We start from the raw sequence: 15328 nt of genomic DNA, 5'->3' as shown, positions 1-15328 counted from the left end.
TTGTTAAACAATAAAACAATTGATTTTTTATCTGATATCAAAAATAACTTAGTGGGAGGTATGAAATGGGAAGGACTTTAAAGATACTTTCACCCTGTGGGATATTAGGCTATGGCTTTCCTAAGGAATCCTTCTTAAAGGCCTTAGAAGACAGGCCTGATGCTATAGTGGTTGATGCAGGCTCCACAGATGCAGGACCACATAAGCTTGGAGCTGGTGTGTCTATAGTAAGCAGAATGGCATGTAAAAAGGATTTGTATCTTTTGATTAAAGGAAGCAGAAGCTTAAATATACCATTGATAATAGGCTCTGCTGGAGGCTCTGGAGGCAGAGTTCATGTAGAGTGGACTATGAACATAATAAAGGAGATATTGAAAGAGGAAAAGCTTTCTTCAAGGCTAGCGGTGATTTGGGCAGACATACAGAAGGATAGAATCAAGGAGGCCATTAAACTTGGAGAAGTTGAGCCTATGGGAAGCAACATTCCACAGCTTGAGGAGAGTATAGTAGAGGATACAGCTTCCGTAGTAGCACAAATGGGGGTAGAGCCTATATTAGAAGCTCTAGAAAATGGAGCAGAAATCATAGTTTGTGGAAGGGCTTATGACCCAGCACCTTTTGCTGCCGTAGGGATATATAAGGGGTTTGATGAAGCCTTGTCCTATCATTTAGGTAAAATTCTTGAGTGTGGAGCACTTTGTGCAGAGCCTGGAACAACTAAAGACTGTATAATGGGGGTTTTAGAGGAAGATAGCTTTTGTATTTATCCAACAAACCCAGAAAGAAGATGTACACCCATAACTGTCGCAGCTCATACCTTTTATGAGAAAGACCATCCTTACATCTTGAAGGGTCCAGGCATTATCTTAGATCTCGAAGCTTGTGATTTTCAGGAGGTGGATTCCCGCACAGTTAGAGTAAGGGGCAGTAAGCTTGAGAAAAGTAAGGGCTATTACATTAAGCTTGAAGGTGCTAGAAAGCTTCTTTATAGAACCTTTGTAGTGGCAGGAATAAGGGATCCAATACTTATAGATAAGCTCTCAGAGGTAGAAGCCTTGGTAGAAGCAGGAGTTAGAGAGTATTTTTCTGAGCTACATCAGGAGGATTTTAAAATAAACTTTATTAACTATGGAATAGATGGAGTTATGGGTGAATTAGAACCTTCTCTAGAGAAGACTCATGAGGTTGGTGTTCTCTTTGAGGTTTTAGCTAAGAGTCAGGAGCTTGCCAGTATCATCTGCAGCTCAGTACGTTCAACCTTTATGCATTATGGCTATGAGGGTAGAAAGTCCACCTCGGGGAATCTGGCATTTCCTTTTGCACCCAGTGATGTAGAGTTCGGACCGGTATATGAATTCAGCATATATCATCTTATGAAGGTTAATGGCGGTAAGGAGCTATTCCCAATTGAGTATTTGGAGGTACACAATGGATAAATTAAAAAATCTAGCAAAGGTCCTGAGGAGTAAAAATAGTGGCCCTTTTTCAATAACCTTGGACGTGCTTTTTGAGGATGAGGAGAGCTATGAGAGGACATTAGCATCAGGATATTTTACTCGTGATAATATCGCAGCTCTTTATAAGCTAAGAATTGATGAAATCACTGAATTGGTTTTTTTCCATAAAGCCTTAGGGATAAAGGTTACCTTTAATAGGAATGTATCCTCAGGCACTGCCTTTGATAGAGATGTGTATGGAGCACAACAGCATGCACCTCTACTTGACCTAATTATCCCATAAAGGAGGGAGAAGCTTTGAGTAAAGGAAGATTTAATAAGACTTTAGGTCAGATGAAAAAGGATCGCGTTCTCTATCTTCTGATTTTCCCAACCCTGCTTTATTTTATCATATTTAGATTATGGCCCATCATCAATATGAGACTAGCTTTTTATGACTATAAGGCCTTTGGACCTTGGGAGTTTCAAGGATTTAAATATTTTGAGCTAGTTTTTAAATCACCACAGATAAAGGATATATTAACTAATACACTTATAATAAGCTTTATGAAATATATTCTGCTTTTCCCATTTGTTGTACTCTTTGCGATACTTTTATCTGAGATAAGAAGTAATCGTTTTAGAAAGTATGTGCAGGTTATATCCTTTCTACCACACTTTTTATCTTGGGTTGTTATTGCAGGTATCTGGATTGCAATACTGTCACCTTATGGTGGTGCTGTCAATGAAGTGCTAAGCATATTTAATCTTCCTTCGGTAGATTTTATGACGGACAAGGATTCAATCAGATGGGTACTGCTTTTTTCCGAAGCCTGGAGAAGTATTGGCTGGGATTCAATAATTTACTTTGCCGCGATTATATCAATTAGTCCAAGCATCTATGAGGCAGCAAAAATAGATGGAGCCAATAGATTTAATATTGTTAAATACATTGTTATTCCGGCGCTTGTAATTCCAATGGTTACTATGTTCATATTAAATTTAGGCTTTTTCTTAAATGCAGGCTTTGACCAAGTGCTGAACTTTACTAATGATGCTGTTAACAGCAGGATTGATATTTTAGATACCTATATATATCGCTTAGGAATAATAAATGGTCAGTATTCTTTAGGTACAGCCGTAGGTGTTCTTAAAGGAATTGTGGGAGTCTTCCTGGTACTTGTCACTCATATAACCTCAAAAAAGCTAACTGGAACGGGGGTGTGGTAGCATGCTTAATATTAGAGAAAAGAAAGAGGTTATATACAAAAAGAGCTTTAAGGATACTGTAAGAGGAATGATTAAAAATTTTAGTATCTATCAGCTTTTACTTGTGATTATCTTTTTCCTGTTAACCCTCACAATGATAATACCCCTATTAAATATTCTAGCGGTATCCCTTTCAGACCCCTCGGAATCCGCATCTATGTCAGGCTTAGCTATAATACCTAAGAAGCTTAATTTAATAAACTATAAGGTTATTTTAAGCCATCCAGTTTTGGTGCCAGCGCTGCTTAATTCTATATTTATAACTGTAGTAGGAACCTTAATAAATGTTCTTTTAACCACCACTGCTGCTTATGTCCTCACAAGACCAAAGCTTGTATTTAAAAAAGCCATAATGGTTTTCCTGATATTTATGATGCTCTTTGACCCAGGGCTTGTGCCTGAGTATTTAGTAATTAAGGATATTGGACTTATGGGAAGCCAGTGGTCTGTAATACTTGTAAATGCTGTAAATGTTTATTATCTCATTATAATGATGAGATTCTTCAATGAGGTGCCAAGAGAAATGTTTGAAGCAGCAGAAATAGATGGCTGTGGTCACTTAAAAATGCTTTTTAGGATAGTGTACCCCCTGTCAAAGGCAGGTATAGCAACCATCACTATGTTTTATGCAGTAGTCAGATGGAATGAATATTTTAAGGCTGGTATTTATATTACCAGTGCTAAGAAGACAACTCTTCAGGTTATTCTTAGGCAGTTTATAGTTCTAGAGGACAATGCTACCTTAATTGGAGCACAGAACCTATTCAACTACAATGAGCTGGCGAGATTAGATTACAATGCCCTTAAGTACGCTACCATCATTGTAGCTATAATACCGATTTTATTACTCTATCCATTAGTCCTTAAATTTTATACTGGGGACATTATGGTTGGAGGAGTTAAAGAATAAATAGATCAAAGGGAGGATTGAAGATGAAAAAAATATTAGCACTACTCTTAGTAAGTGTAGTGAGCCTAGGGGTCCTATCCGGCTGTGGCAAGGATGGAGAAGGAAAAAATCCCGGTTCCTCAGGAAGTGGTACTAAGGAAAGTCCTGTGAAGGTATCAATTGTATTGAAGGATGTTAATCCTACAGACGAAAATATCCCTGAAATGGTAGAAGCTATAGAAAAGGGTCTAGAGGCTAATGGAAGCTATATAGACCTGGAGTTTATTGAGGCCCCTACAGGAACCTATGGTGAAGCTGTTCCTCTAGCATTCAGAACCGGACAGATATCCCCAGATATTATATATTTTCAAGGAGGGGATAATGCTATAGCTAGTGATGGTATGCTTGAAGACCTAACACCATATATTGAGAAGTCTACCCATGTTAAAGTACTAATGGAGAAGCATAATGTGGAAAGAATGAAGAATTACCCATATCTCTTATGGCTTGCACCTGCAAGAGTAAGCACTCCAGTAGTCAGAAAGGATATAGCAGAGAAGACTGAGAGCTATTCTGCACTTATAGAAGATCCGACAACTGATAATTATTATAAATTCTTTAAAGAAATAGTAGATAAGAAATTAGCAGATTTTGCTACAACCTCTGATGGTGATTTAACCAGATTAGATAGCGTATTTAATCATGCCTTTGGCGTTACCTCCACGGTAATGGAGGTTGATGGGAAATGGGTATTTTCCAAGGCAACAGAGTTTGAGAAGGATAAGCTTGAGTTTTATGCAAAGCTTTATAAAGAAGGGTTAATAGATCCAGCTTATGTAACTAATGCCTGGGATACAATGGAGCAAGCTTTCTATGAAGGAAAAGCTGCCTTCATAGCTGGTACTGCAGGTAAAGTAATCGATATCTACAATAATAAAATGGTACAGACTCAAGGAGAGGCAGCAGAGCTTGTAGTGCTTCCGCCAGCGAAGGGAGTTTCTCAGGCTTATACCTCAATTGATGTAACAAAGGAAACTAGAGGCTTTGCTATTAATGCTCAGTCAGAGGTTAAGGATGCTGCTTTTGAAGTTCTTGAATTTATGGCAAGCCCTGAAGGTCAGAAAATAGATAAGCTGGGATTAGAGGGAGTTCATTATAATGTGGAAGGGGATAAGGTAGTTTATACAGACAAGTTCCCAGAGTGGTATGCAAGATTTTGGGAAACTACCTATAAGTTTGAACCAACACCAGCCCTGGCAGAGCCCTTAATGGGGGAAGCTGCTAATGATTCCTTAAAGAAGGCAGGAGAATATTATTACGAAGATATTAATGTTCTTATTCCTTCAGAGCTATCTCCACAATGGGATGCTATGATATCTCTTTACAAGGAATATGCCTCAGATATTATCAGAGGAGTTAAGCCAGTAAGTGCCTTTGATGAGTTTGTAGAAAAATGGAATGAAGCTGGAGGAGATACCTTTAGTGAATACCTAGCAGAGGAATTAAAATAGAGGATACAAAAACAAAAGAGCGGCAATACATCTTGCCGCTCTTAATATAAGAGAGGAGCCTTAAACTATGGTAGATAATTATTTGGAGAAGGTCTATAGTGGCTTTTTAGGAATGAATGTTGGTATTCGTTTAGGAGCACCGGTGGAGCCAACAATATGGACATATGAAAGAATTGAAAGAACCTACGGAGACATCACTGGCTATGTTAAGGATTTTATTAACTTTGCAGCCGATGATGATGCCAATGGTCCCTTTTACTTTTTAAGGGCTCTCTACGATGAGGATCAAAGCCAGGGCCTTAAGCCTGGACATGTAGCAAATGCTTGGCTTAACTATGCCCGTGAGGAAGTTGGTATGTTCTGGTGGGGAGGCTATGGAAATAGTACAGAACACACTGCCTACTTAAATTTAAAAAATGGAATAGAAGCTCCTAAATCAGGATCTATAGAGCAAAATGGCAAAATCATTGCTGAGCAGATTGGTGGACAGATTTTTATAGATACCTGGGGACTCGTGCTTCCAGATGATATTAATAAGGCTGCGGACTACGCAGCTATAGCAGCCAGTGTATCCCATGACGGAGAAGGGATTTACGGAGCTAGATTTATTGCAGCCTGTATTTCAAAGGCCTTTAATGAAAGAAATCCTATGAGGCTTATTGAAGCAGGACTTTCTGTGATTCCAGAATCCTCTACTTATGCTGCTGTTACCAAGGCTGTAGTTGATTTTTATAAGGAAAATCCAAAGGATTTCAGAGCCTGCAGAAAATATCTTGAGGATAACTGGGGCTATGATAAATACCGGGGAGTATGTCACATAATTCCTAACGCTGGGGTATGTGTGTTAGCTCTTATATATGGTGAGGGTGATTTTAATAGAACTGTTGAAATTGCTACTATGTGTGGCTGGGACACAGACTGCAATGCTGGAAACGTGGGAACTATCATGGGAGTTGCCTGTGGGCTTGATGGAATTAAGAAGGAATACTTAAGTCCTATTAATGACTCAATAGTTCTATCTGGTATTTCTGGTTATCTAAATATATTAGATGTGCCAAGCTATGCTAAGGAATTAGCTTTATTAGGGTACAAGCTTAAGGGTGAAGAGGCACCAGAATGGTTAAAGGAAGCCTTTAAGGAGGATGAGATTTACTTTGATTTTGAGCTGCCAGGCTCCACCCATAATTTTAGGGTTTCTAATCCTTTTTATTGCTCCATAAAACACTCTGAGGATAAGGCTTATAAGGGTAAGGGATCCTTGGCTGTACTTTTTGACAGGATGGAAAGGGGTAAAAAGTGTAAGATTTTCTATAAGCCTTTTTATAGAAGGGCTGATTTTAGTGATGAAAGATATATGCCGGTATTTTCTCCTAAAGCATACTCAGGACAGGAAGTATCCTTCTATGTTTATGCAGATAGATGGAATGGAGAAAGTGTATACCTATCACCTTATGTGAGAAACACCGCCACGAAGGAAGAAGTTTTACTGGGTGGTATGGTTATTAAGGATGAAGGGTGGCAGGAAATTAAATTTACTATTCCTCATTGTGATGGGGCTATGATTGATGAAATTGGAATAGTATTTGAAGGAAATTCTCCTGGCAAGTACAAGGACTTAGGTATTTTATATATTGATGAGTTTATTATAAAGGGTAAGGCTTCCTATGAGATAAAAATAGCTAAGCAGGGAAAGGAATTTGGTTCCATAACACCCTTCTCTCATAACCATGGAGCATGGTCCATAGAAGACGGTAGAATGCAGGCAATAACTGTAGATCATTGCGAAGCTGTAACGGGGAATTATTTCACTAGAGATTTAGTGCTGGAGGGTAGTGTTATACCAGAACGTGGTGTAAGCCACCTTATGGCGGCAAGAGTTCAGGGAGCAATCAGAGGATATTATGCAGGCTTTAATGCAGAGGGAAGAGCAGAGATTCTCATAAATAACAAGGGTTTAAAAACCTTAGCTTCTACTCCATATCCTTGGGAATTTGGTAAGGAGTATAAGCTTACCTTTACGCTTGAAGGCTCAGAGCTATCTTTAGCTATTAATGGAGAAGAGGTATTAATGACAGTAGATAACACCTTAAGCTATGGAATGGTAGGCTATAGCAAGTATGCCCTAGGAAGAAGCCTTTTTGGAGATTTAAAGGTTAAGGAATTATAAGTGTATAAGAAGGAGAAGAGAAATGGCCAAGTTTAATATTAAATTTGAAGCTAAGTCTGTCGAAGGGCCTGCATATCTCATAGTTTACATACCTGAAAAGCTTATTAGAGAAGGAAGGGTACAGGAAGCAAAAGTGGTTTATCTCCTTCATGGGAAGAATGGTGATGGAGAGGATTTTGGAGAGTATACAGGCTGTTACCCATATGCTAAGGAGCATGAGCTGATTTTAGTCAGCTCCTCCATGAGCAATAGCTATTATACAGATATGGCCTATGGTCCTAAATACTTCGAACTACTTTCTTCAGAAATACCTTTGTTTTTGAATAATACCATGAAGCTAAGCACTGATAGGGATAAAAACTATGTTCTTGGCTTTTCCATGGGAGGCTTTGGTGCCTTAAAGCTTGCTTTAACTTATCCTGAGCGCTTTAAGGAGGTATGCAGTATTTCTGGAAGTTTGAGGTCCATGGCTGACAATGAGAGGCTTATAAAGGGAGGACAGAGACAGGATCTTAATTTAGCCTTTGGGAGCTGTAATGAGAAAATGTATAAAGCAAATGATATTTATTATTTATTAGATAAGCTTATAAAAAATAAGTCTACAATTCCCTATATTAATATTAGCTGTGGAGAACAGGATGGACTCATAAGGTTTAATAAGGCTTATGTTGAATTTTTAGAGGAGAAAAAAGTGCCTCATAGCTTTTTAGTTAACCCAGGGGATCATTCTCTCAGCTACTGTGATAAAGAAATGCTGAGATTCTTCTGTAAAATTTCCTAGGAAAAGTAAATGTAAAGAATAAAAAAATCACCAATGAGGGGGAAGTATTATGATTAGCAGAAAAGAATTGATTGATAATAAGGAGCTTGCCTATGACAAAGCCTTAGGTGCACTGGCAGGCTTGGCTATAGGAGATTCTTTCGGAGATGCCTCCAGAAAGCCAGAAAATCAGCTTTTGTATGGTATAACCACAGACTTTAACGAGGGAGCTTCCTGGAGTACTGATGATACAGAGTTTGGTCTATTAACTGCCACAACCTTAATAAAGGCGCAGGGAAATCCAACAGCACAGGATTTTGTAGATGCATGGCTTGAGCATGTGGCAGTGCAGGATGACTTCCCAAGGGGAGGCGCTAGTGAGATTGAGGGAGCTAGAAATTTAAAGAGAGGAATTCTACCTCCATACTCTGGCATGTACAATTCTTATTATAATAGTGATGGAAGTGCTATGAGGATATCACCTATAGGAATCATCTGTGCTGGAGATGTAAAAAAAGCCTGTGAGCTTGCAGAGATAGATGCCTCTCTCAGCCATTATAGAGAAGGAATATGGGGAGCTCAAGCAGTAGCGGCAGCAGTGGCAACAGCCATGGTAGATGGGACAATAGATGAAATCATAGAGGCAGCATTGAGCGTTATTCCAAAGGACTCCTGGCTTTATTACACCATGAATAAGACCTTTGAGATTATTGATGAACAAGAGGGTGACTTCTTCAAATCATGGATGCTTATCCATGATGAACTCTGGACTAGCTATAAGGCAGTAGTGCCTGAAGCTATCGCCAGCGCCTTTGGTGTGCTAAAATTAGTTAATAAGGATTTTAAAACTGGTGTTATAGCAGCAGGAAACTTTGGAAGAGACGCAGATACTATAGGGGCTATTGTAGGAGCTATCTTAGGTGCAAAATATGGTGCTTCCAATATTCCAGAAAGATGGCTTGAAAAAACTAGATACCCTTCAGGTACCTGTCTAAGCTTCACCAAGGGTCTTGATGTTAAGGAATTAAGCAGGAGTCTGGCAGAGCTTATTAAATAATTTAATTTTGGGGTGAAGCATGAAGATAATAAATATTGGTTCATTAAATATTGATTATGTTTATCAGGTGGATGATTTTGTTGCTGGAGGGGAAACAAAGCTTTCTGAAGCAATGAAAATATTCAGCGGTGGTAAGGGCCTAAATCAGTCCATAGCACTGAGAAGAGCCGGCGCAGAGGTCTACCATGGAGGTCTTATAGGCAGTGATGGAGCATTTCTAAAGGAGCTACTGCAGCAGGAAGGGGTTAATACGGACTTTATTTCCACAGTAGAAGGCTCTACAGGTCATGCAATAATCCAGGTGAATAACCATGGTGAAAATTGTATACTTCTCTTTGGAGGGGCTAATCAGCTTTTTACCACGGAAGGTATAGACACAATTCTCGCAAGCTTCAATAAAGGTGACTATGTACTTTTACAGAATGAGATAAACCACATGGATTATATAATCAATAAGGCCTATGACCTTGGACTGAAAATTATACTGAACCCTTCTCCAATAAATGATAAGCTAAAAAGCTATCTTTTATATAAGGTAAGCACCTTTATACTAAACGAAGTTGAAGGCAGTGCTCTCACGGATAGAGAAGAACCAGAGTCTATATTAAATGAGTTAACAAGCAAATATCCCAATAGTGAATTTGTCCTTACCTTAGGTTCAAAAGGAGTAATATATGCACATCAGGAAGAGAGAATAGCTGTACCAGCACAAAAGGTAACTCCCGTAGACACAACTGCTGCCGGGGATACCTTCACTGGCTACTATCTTTCAGCCATACTAATGGGCAAAACTGTTAAGGAAGCCTTAGAGCTTGCCACAGCAGCTGCAGCCCTATCTGTTACTAGACCAGGAGCCGCACCATCTATTCCAGTACTTTCTGAAATCTTAATATAAAAAATAACACTGCTCAGATAGGATTCTTTTTGGGCAGTGTTATTTTTATGCAATTATGTATTTTTAAAATAACAGCTCTATGAGTTATATGAATTCTGTAGATATTTGTGATTTAAACTATATCATATTATTTTATAGCTAATAAAGAAATTAATCTATTAAAATCTTAGTAGGTATAAGAATCATGTAATGTTAACTTGACATGGAAATAAAATACAGATAAAATGTAAGGTAAGCATTACATCCTGGAGGAAAATAAATGAAAAATAGGATCCGCGAATTAAGAGAAAAAATGGGGATTACGCAAGAAGAGTTGGGAAAAAAGATAGGAATATCACGACAAGCTATAAATGCACTTGAAACAGAAAAAAATGAGCCATCAATATGGATAGCTTATGATATTGCAAAAATATTTAACTGTTCCATTGAAGAAATTTTCATTTTTGAGGAAAGTGAGAGAAAATCTAGGGCAGATAGGAGCAGAGGTGAAAAAAATGGCCTTAAGACAGCTTAGATATAATGATGATGATATACTAAGAAAAAGATCTAGAACAGTAAAAGAGGTAGACAATCATATAAGAATGATATTAGATGATATGTTAGACACTCTTCATAATACAGAAAATGGAGCAGCAATTGCAGCACCACAGATTGGAATATTAAAGAGATTAGTAGTAATAGATATGGGGACTGGTGTGTTTAAATTAGTAAGTCCACAAATTATTGATACAAGTGGGGAACAGGAATGTATAGAAGGCTGCTTAAGTATTCCAGATAGATATGGAAAAACAATCCGTCCAGAAAAAGTAACTATTAAAGCCCTAAACGAACATGGAGAAGAAGTTGTATTAACAGGACAAGGTGAGATGGCCAAGTGCTTCTGCCACGAACTAGATCATTTAGATGGAATTCTATTTACAGATAAGGTCATTAAATGGATAAAATAGCCTAATATTAAAATCAAAGGGTTGCTCCACAATGAATTAAAAATTCAAGTGTAACACCCCTTTTCCTCTTTTTTTTCAACTTTTGCCTTAGATCCCTTAGCTCCATTAGCTCTTAACTCTCTTTTATCTTTTGCTCTTTGCTCTTATCTCTTACTTCTTAGTTATTACCTCTTAGTTCTCTTTTATCTTTGCTATTCAACTCTTACTTCTTACCTATTACCTCTTAGTTCTCTTTTCCACGTGATGTCTCCCCCTAGGAACTATAAACGGAGTCCCAGAAACAGGATCACTAATCACAGTGCAATCAAGGTCAAAAACCTTCTTAATCAATTCTTCCGTGATGATCTCTGAAGGAGCCCCCTGTGCGATGAGGTTTCCCTTCTGTACTGCAAATATATAGTCAGCATATCGTGCTGATAGATTTATATCGTGTAAGACCATTACTATGGTGGTGCCTAGCCTTCTATTCAGGTCTGTGAGGAGGTCGAGGATTTCCACCTGATAGGCTATGTCTAGGAAGGTGGTGGGCTCGTCCAGGAGGAGGATGTCCGTCTGCTGAGCTAGAGCCATGGCTATCCATACTCTTTGACGCTGACCTCCGGAGAGCTCGTCTACGCTGCGGTTTGCTAGCTCGGTGATTCCCATAATTTCTAAGGCTTCTTCTACGGCCTCGTAGTCCTTTTTAGTGAGGCCTTTAAAGAAGGATTGATAAGGGAAACGGCCACGTCCTACTAGGTCTGCTACGGTAATGCCTTCGGGAACTATGGGAGATTGAGGCAGAAGACCTAAAACCTTTGCCAGCTCCTTAGGAGGCATTTCTGTTAATTTCTTTCCGTCGAGAAGAACCTCACCAGACATTGGCTGTATAAGTCTGGAGAGAGTTTTGAGCAGGGTGGATTTACCACAGGCATTGGCTCCTATTATTACGCTGATTTTGCTTTTAGGAATGGTGATATCAATACCATTTACAATTATTCTTTTATCATAGCCAGAGGTTACGCTGTTGGCTTTCAATAAATGTTCATTCATTATGCTGCTCCTCCTCGTTTGTTCATGCGGATCAATAGATAGAGTAGATAGGGAGAACCTAATATTCCTGTAATAATCCCTACGGGGAAACTGGTATCAAAGGCAAACTGACCGATTAAGTCTGAGGCTAGCACCAAGATTGCTCCTGTAAGACCTGCAGGGAATTCAGTGGGTGCACCTATACCCACAAGCTTCGTAGCTATTGGACCTGCCAGAAACGCCACAAAGGCTATGGGCCCGGTAACTGCCGTTGCAAAGGCAATGAGAAATACTGCGCTTATTATTAAAAGAATTCTAGTGACATCAGTTCTAACACCCAAGGATATGGCTGACTGTTCTCCTAGCTCTAGAATCCTTAAATGTCTTCCAAGTAATATGATTATTAGCCCAAAGACCACTACTGCTATAAATAGCCCGCCTAGCTGACTCATTCTTATTCCGTTAAGAGTTCCACTGAGCCATCTTAGAGCCCCAGGAACATCGTACTCTGAGGCTCTTAGAAGAAGGAAGGAAATTACAGCATTTAACATGGCTTGGACTCCAATTCCTATTAGAATTAATCTTCCTCCAGAGAAGCTTCCACCCTTGGAAAGAAAGTAGATGGTGACTGCTACTAAAAGACCAGATACAACTGCAGCTGCCGAAACAACGGTTCCACTTAGACTCAGCACAAGTATGCAGAAAACTGCTGCTACACTGGAGCCGGAGGTTATTCCTATGATATCTGGACTTGCTAAGGGGTTTCTCAGCATAGTCTGAAAGGTGCTGCCTGCCATACCAAAGGCCATTCCAGCAAGTAGAGCTGAAAGCATTCTTGGAAGTCTTAAGGTAGAGATGGCAAAGGTAGCTCCCTGTACCGACTCGCCAAGAAGTACTCTAAGCACTACACTGGGAGAATATATAGTATTTCCAAGTAAAAGAACCATGGCACAAAGTAATAGAGCCAGTATAGCCAATAAAATAGTCACTGTAAAATAGCGAAATCTTCTCTTAGAAGCTCCTTTTTGGACAATATTATTTTCTATCATAATGCTTTTACCTTCGCTTTCTTTGCAATGATTATCAGTATTGGTGCTCCTAAAAAGGCTGTGATAATTCCTGCCTCAAGCTCACTAGGACTTCCTATGAGCCTACCAAGAACATCAGATATGGTTAATAGAATTGCACCACCTAGAGCTGACATGGGTATGATGAGCCTCAGGTTTGGTCCACAGAAGAGCCTCATAACATGAGGAACCATAAGACCTATAAAAGCTATGGGCCCCGCAAGAGCTGTGGTAGCTCCGCATAACAATATTCCAGCTATTGCCCCCACAAGCCTCACAACTCCTGTTCGAACACCTAAGCCTACGGCAGCGTCATCTCCTAAAGCAAGAGTATCCAGTGCTGGGCTTATTATTATAGCGATACCAAGTCCTATAATAATAAAGGGAAGTACAGCTGCAATACCCTTCCAGGTAGCTCCACCGATACTCCCTACCTGCCAGAAGCGGAAGGCATTCATTACCTCTGTGCGAGGCAATATAATAGCATTAACTAATGAGGTTAGAGCAGCACTGGTAGCAGTACCGGCTAAGGCAAGCTTAATAGGAGTGGCACCTCCATAGCCCATAGAGCCAATACCATAGACAAATATTGAGGTGATGGTAGCTCCTGCAAGGGCAAAAATAATATATCCGCTGGCTGTGCCTAGATTAAAGAAGGCTATGCCAATAACCACGAACAAGGAGGCTCCCGTGTTAACTCCTAGAATGCTGGGATCCGCTATGGGATTTCGGGTGATTGCCTGCATAAGTGCTCCAGATACACCAAGAGCTGCCCCAGCCAAGAGGCCGAAGACAGTTCTGGGTATTCTTTCACTCACTACAATTTCATTTAAGGTGGATCTTTCAGAATGAATTATAGCATTTATCACATCATCAAAGCCTACAATTCTTGCCCCAAAGGCTAAGGAGGCTAAACCACACAAAAGGAGAAGAATTAAGCTGCCGATAACTAATGTGGTTATTTTTGAATGCTTCATTTTACTTTATCCGCTGCCTCTCCTATAATGGTGAGATATTCATCAATAGTTGCGGGAATTGAAAGGGCGCTAGGTGTTCCAGAGGCAGCTAAGGGGGTACCATCTTCAATTACTGCAACAGAGCCTCTCTTTACTGCAGGTATTGTTCCAACTAAGGAATCAGCCTGCAGCGCAGCAAGGAGTGTATCAGTTCCGTAAGTTATGATAATATCTACGTCATTTAATACATCAACATTTTCTGAGCTTAGTTCGATAGAAAAGCTGTCGCTCTCCTTAGCTAGTGCTGTAACACTCTCAGGGAAAGGCATTCCTAAATCCGTAAGATATGCAGCTCTTGGATCCGATGGAAGGTATACATAGAACTTCCCTAGATCTGCTGGATTAAAGTATAAGAAGGCAGTCTTTTTTCCTGCAATTTGAGGATAATCCTTAGCTTTAGTGTCTATTAGCTCTTCCAGTTCTTTAACCATGGCTTCACCTTCTGCTTTCATTCCTATAGCTTCAGCATTAATTGTTATCTGCTCTCTCCACAGGGTCTGCCATGGGAGGCTTGGATATGCAATTACCGGAGCGATTTCACTTAATAAAGCATACTCTTCTTGTGTAATTCCTGAATATGCTGCTAGTATTATGTCTGGCTGTACATCATTTATGGCTTCAAAATCTAATCCAGCTACATCATTAAATAGCACAGGATTTTCTTCGCCTAATTCTTTATATTTATTTATAGTCCAAGGTAAAAGTCCGCTACCATCGGTAACACCATAGTTTGCTTCTGATATGCCAACGGGAACTACACCTAAGGCTAGAGGTACGTCATGATTTCCCCAAGAGATAGTAGCAATGCGTTCAGGCTTTTCTTCTATAACTGTTTCTCCAAAAGCATGCTTTATAGTAATAGGATAGCTAACTTCAGAATTACTGCTGCCATTTCCTTCTGTAGAATTACCACCTGAATTATTATTTGGAGCTGAAGAGGATTTCCCACATCCCGTCAATATCAGTGTCACTACCATTACTGCTGGGATAATGGATTTAATTAATTTATTCTTCATTATATCTCCCTACCTTTTTATTATTATTTTATTATATATTAGTTAGCTTTAACTAACTGCCAAATGAATCTTACAATTTTTTCTAGAGAAAGTCAAGATGTTTTTATCTAAATATGCATGTATTTGTTATTTGATTAACTAATATATAGAATGTTATATCTCCTAGAGCAAGATTCCTTAGGAATAATAGCATTTAGATTTTAAAATAAAATAAAAATTACTACAGAAGTTAACTTCTATAGTAATTTTTAGCTATAATTATATATTTTTTATTAAATATATTCTTGTTA

The 15328-nt window shown here is 39.2% G+C and carries 15 protein-coding genes; 11 read left to right on the top strand and 4 right to left on the bottom strand.

All coding sequences use genetic code 11. The annotated features are described in order from the left end of the window. Window positions 1-65 precede the first annotated feature (65 nt). The 11 genes from ACPWSR_RS05055 (at window position 66) to def (ending at window position 10931) form a co-directional block, all read left to right on the top strand. Window positions 66-1436, top strand: coding sequence for an acyclic terpene utilization AtuA family protein (locus tag ACPWSR_RS05055; protein ID WP_426350616.1), 1371 nt, complete (start codon window positions 66-68; stop codon window positions 1434-1436). After that, window positions 1429-1740, top strand: a complete 312-nt coding sequence (locus tag ACPWSR_RS05050) for a DUF4387 domain-containing protein (protein WP_426350615.1) — start codon at window positions 1429-1431, stop codon at window positions 1738-1740. Before ACPWSR_RS05055 ends, ACPWSR_RS05050 begins: the two co-directional genes overlap by 8 nt. Window positions 1741-1754: 14 nt before the next feature. Further along, on the top strand, window positions 1755-2666 hold the full coding sequence (locus ACPWSR_RS05045; protein ID WP_426350614.1) for an ABC transporter permease: 912 nt from the start codon (window positions 1755-1757) through the stop codon (window positions 2664-2666). A 1-nt stretch (window position 2667) separates the two neighbouring features. Beyond that, window positions 2668-3615 (top strand): carbohydrate ABC transporter permease, encoded by a 948-nt coding sequence (locus ACPWSR_RS05040; protein WP_426350613.1) that lies wholly within the window; start codon window positions 2668-2670, stop codon window positions 3613-3615. A gap of 23 nt (window positions 3616-3638) precedes the next feature. After that, window positions 3639-5105, top strand: a complete 1467-nt coding sequence (locus tag ACPWSR_RS05035; protein ID WP_426350612.1) for an extracellular solute-binding protein — start codon at window positions 3639-3641, stop codon at window positions 5103-5105. Window positions 5106-5172: 67 nt separating this feature from the next. Next, window positions 5173-7272, top strand: coding sequence for an ADP-ribosylglycohydrolase family protein (locus ACPWSR_RS05030; RefSeq protein WP_426350611.1), 2100 nt, complete (start codon window positions 5173-5175; stop codon window positions 7270-7272). Between the two features lie 22 nt (window positions 7273-7294). After that, window positions 7295-8053 (top strand): alpha/beta hydrolase, encoded by a 759-nt coding sequence (locus ACPWSR_RS05025; protein WP_426350610.1) that lies wholly within the window; start codon window positions 7295-7297, stop codon window positions 8051-8053. Window positions 8054-8102: 49 nt separating this feature from the next. Further along, a complete protein-coding gene (locus tag ACPWSR_RS05020; RefSeq protein ID WP_426350609.1) occupies window positions 8103-9089 on the top strand; it encodes an ADP-ribosylglycohydrolase family protein in 987 nt (328 codons plus the stop codon). 19 nt (window positions 9090-9108) lie between these two features. Next, window positions 9109-9984 carry a ribokinase gene (locus ACPWSR_RS05015; protein WP_426350608.1) on the top strand — a complete coding sequence of 292 codons (876 nt, stop codon included), beginning with the start codon at window positions 9109-9111 and terminating at the stop codon, window positions 9982-9984. A gap of 259 nt (window positions 9985-10243) precedes the next feature. After that, window positions 10244-10498 carry a helix-turn-helix transcriptional regulator gene (locus tag ACPWSR_RS05010; protein ID WP_426350607.1) on the top strand — a complete coding sequence of 85 codons (255 nt, stop codon included), beginning with the start codon at window positions 10244-10246 and terminating at the stop codon, window positions 10496-10498. Then, window positions 10479-10931: a peptide deformylase gene (gene def / locus ACPWSR_RS05005; RefSeq protein WP_426351352.1), complete on the top strand. Its 453-nt coding sequence runs from the start codon at window positions 10479-10481 to the stop codon at window positions 10929-10931. Before ACPWSR_RS05010 ends, def begins: the two co-directional genes overlap by 20 nt. A gap of 216 nt (window positions 10932-11147) precedes the next feature. Here the strand turns inward: def and ACPWSR_RS05000 are convergent, their stop codons facing one another. From ACPWSR_RS05000 to ACPWSR_RS04985, 4 genes are read right to left on the bottom strand one after another with little or no spacing between them, the layout of a single operon-like run. Further along, window positions 11148-11960: an ABC transporter ATP-binding protein gene (locus ACPWSR_RS05000; RefSeq protein ID WP_426350606.1), complete on the bottom strand. Its 813-nt coding sequence runs from the start codon at window positions 11958-11960 to the stop codon at window positions 11148-11150. Next, complete coding sequence (locus tag ACPWSR_RS04995) at window positions 11960-12988, bottom strand: FecCD family ABC transporter permease (protein ID WP_426350605.1); 1029 nt, start codon at window positions 12986-12988, stop codon at window positions 11960-11962. Before ACPWSR_RS04995 ends, ACPWSR_RS05000 begins: the two co-directional genes overlap by 1 nt. Further along, a complete protein-coding gene (locus tag ACPWSR_RS04990) occupies window positions 12985-13983 on the bottom strand; it encodes a FecCD family ABC transporter permease (protein ID WP_426350604.1) in 999 nt (332 codons plus the stop codon). The genes ACPWSR_RS04995 and ACPWSR_RS04990 overlap by 4 nt, the downstream gene beginning before the upstream one ends. After that, on the bottom strand, window positions 13980-15038 hold the full coding sequence (locus ACPWSR_RS04985) for an iron-siderophore ABC transporter substrate-binding protein (protein ID WP_426350603.1): 1059 nt from the start codon (window positions 15036-15038) through the stop codon (window positions 13980-13982). The genes ACPWSR_RS04990 and ACPWSR_RS04985 overlap by 4 nt, the downstream gene beginning before the upstream one ends. Window positions 15039-15328: the final 290 nt, after the last annotated feature.

The organism is Alloiococcus sp. CFN-8, assembly GCF_049943125.1.
In the GTDB taxonomy this organism is placed as follows: Bacteria; Bacillota; Clostridia; order Clostridiales; family Clostridiaceae; genus JAEXZL01.
Note: the sequence above shows the minus strand (reverse complement) of the source record. Positions and strands in the feature narration are given on the sequence as shown.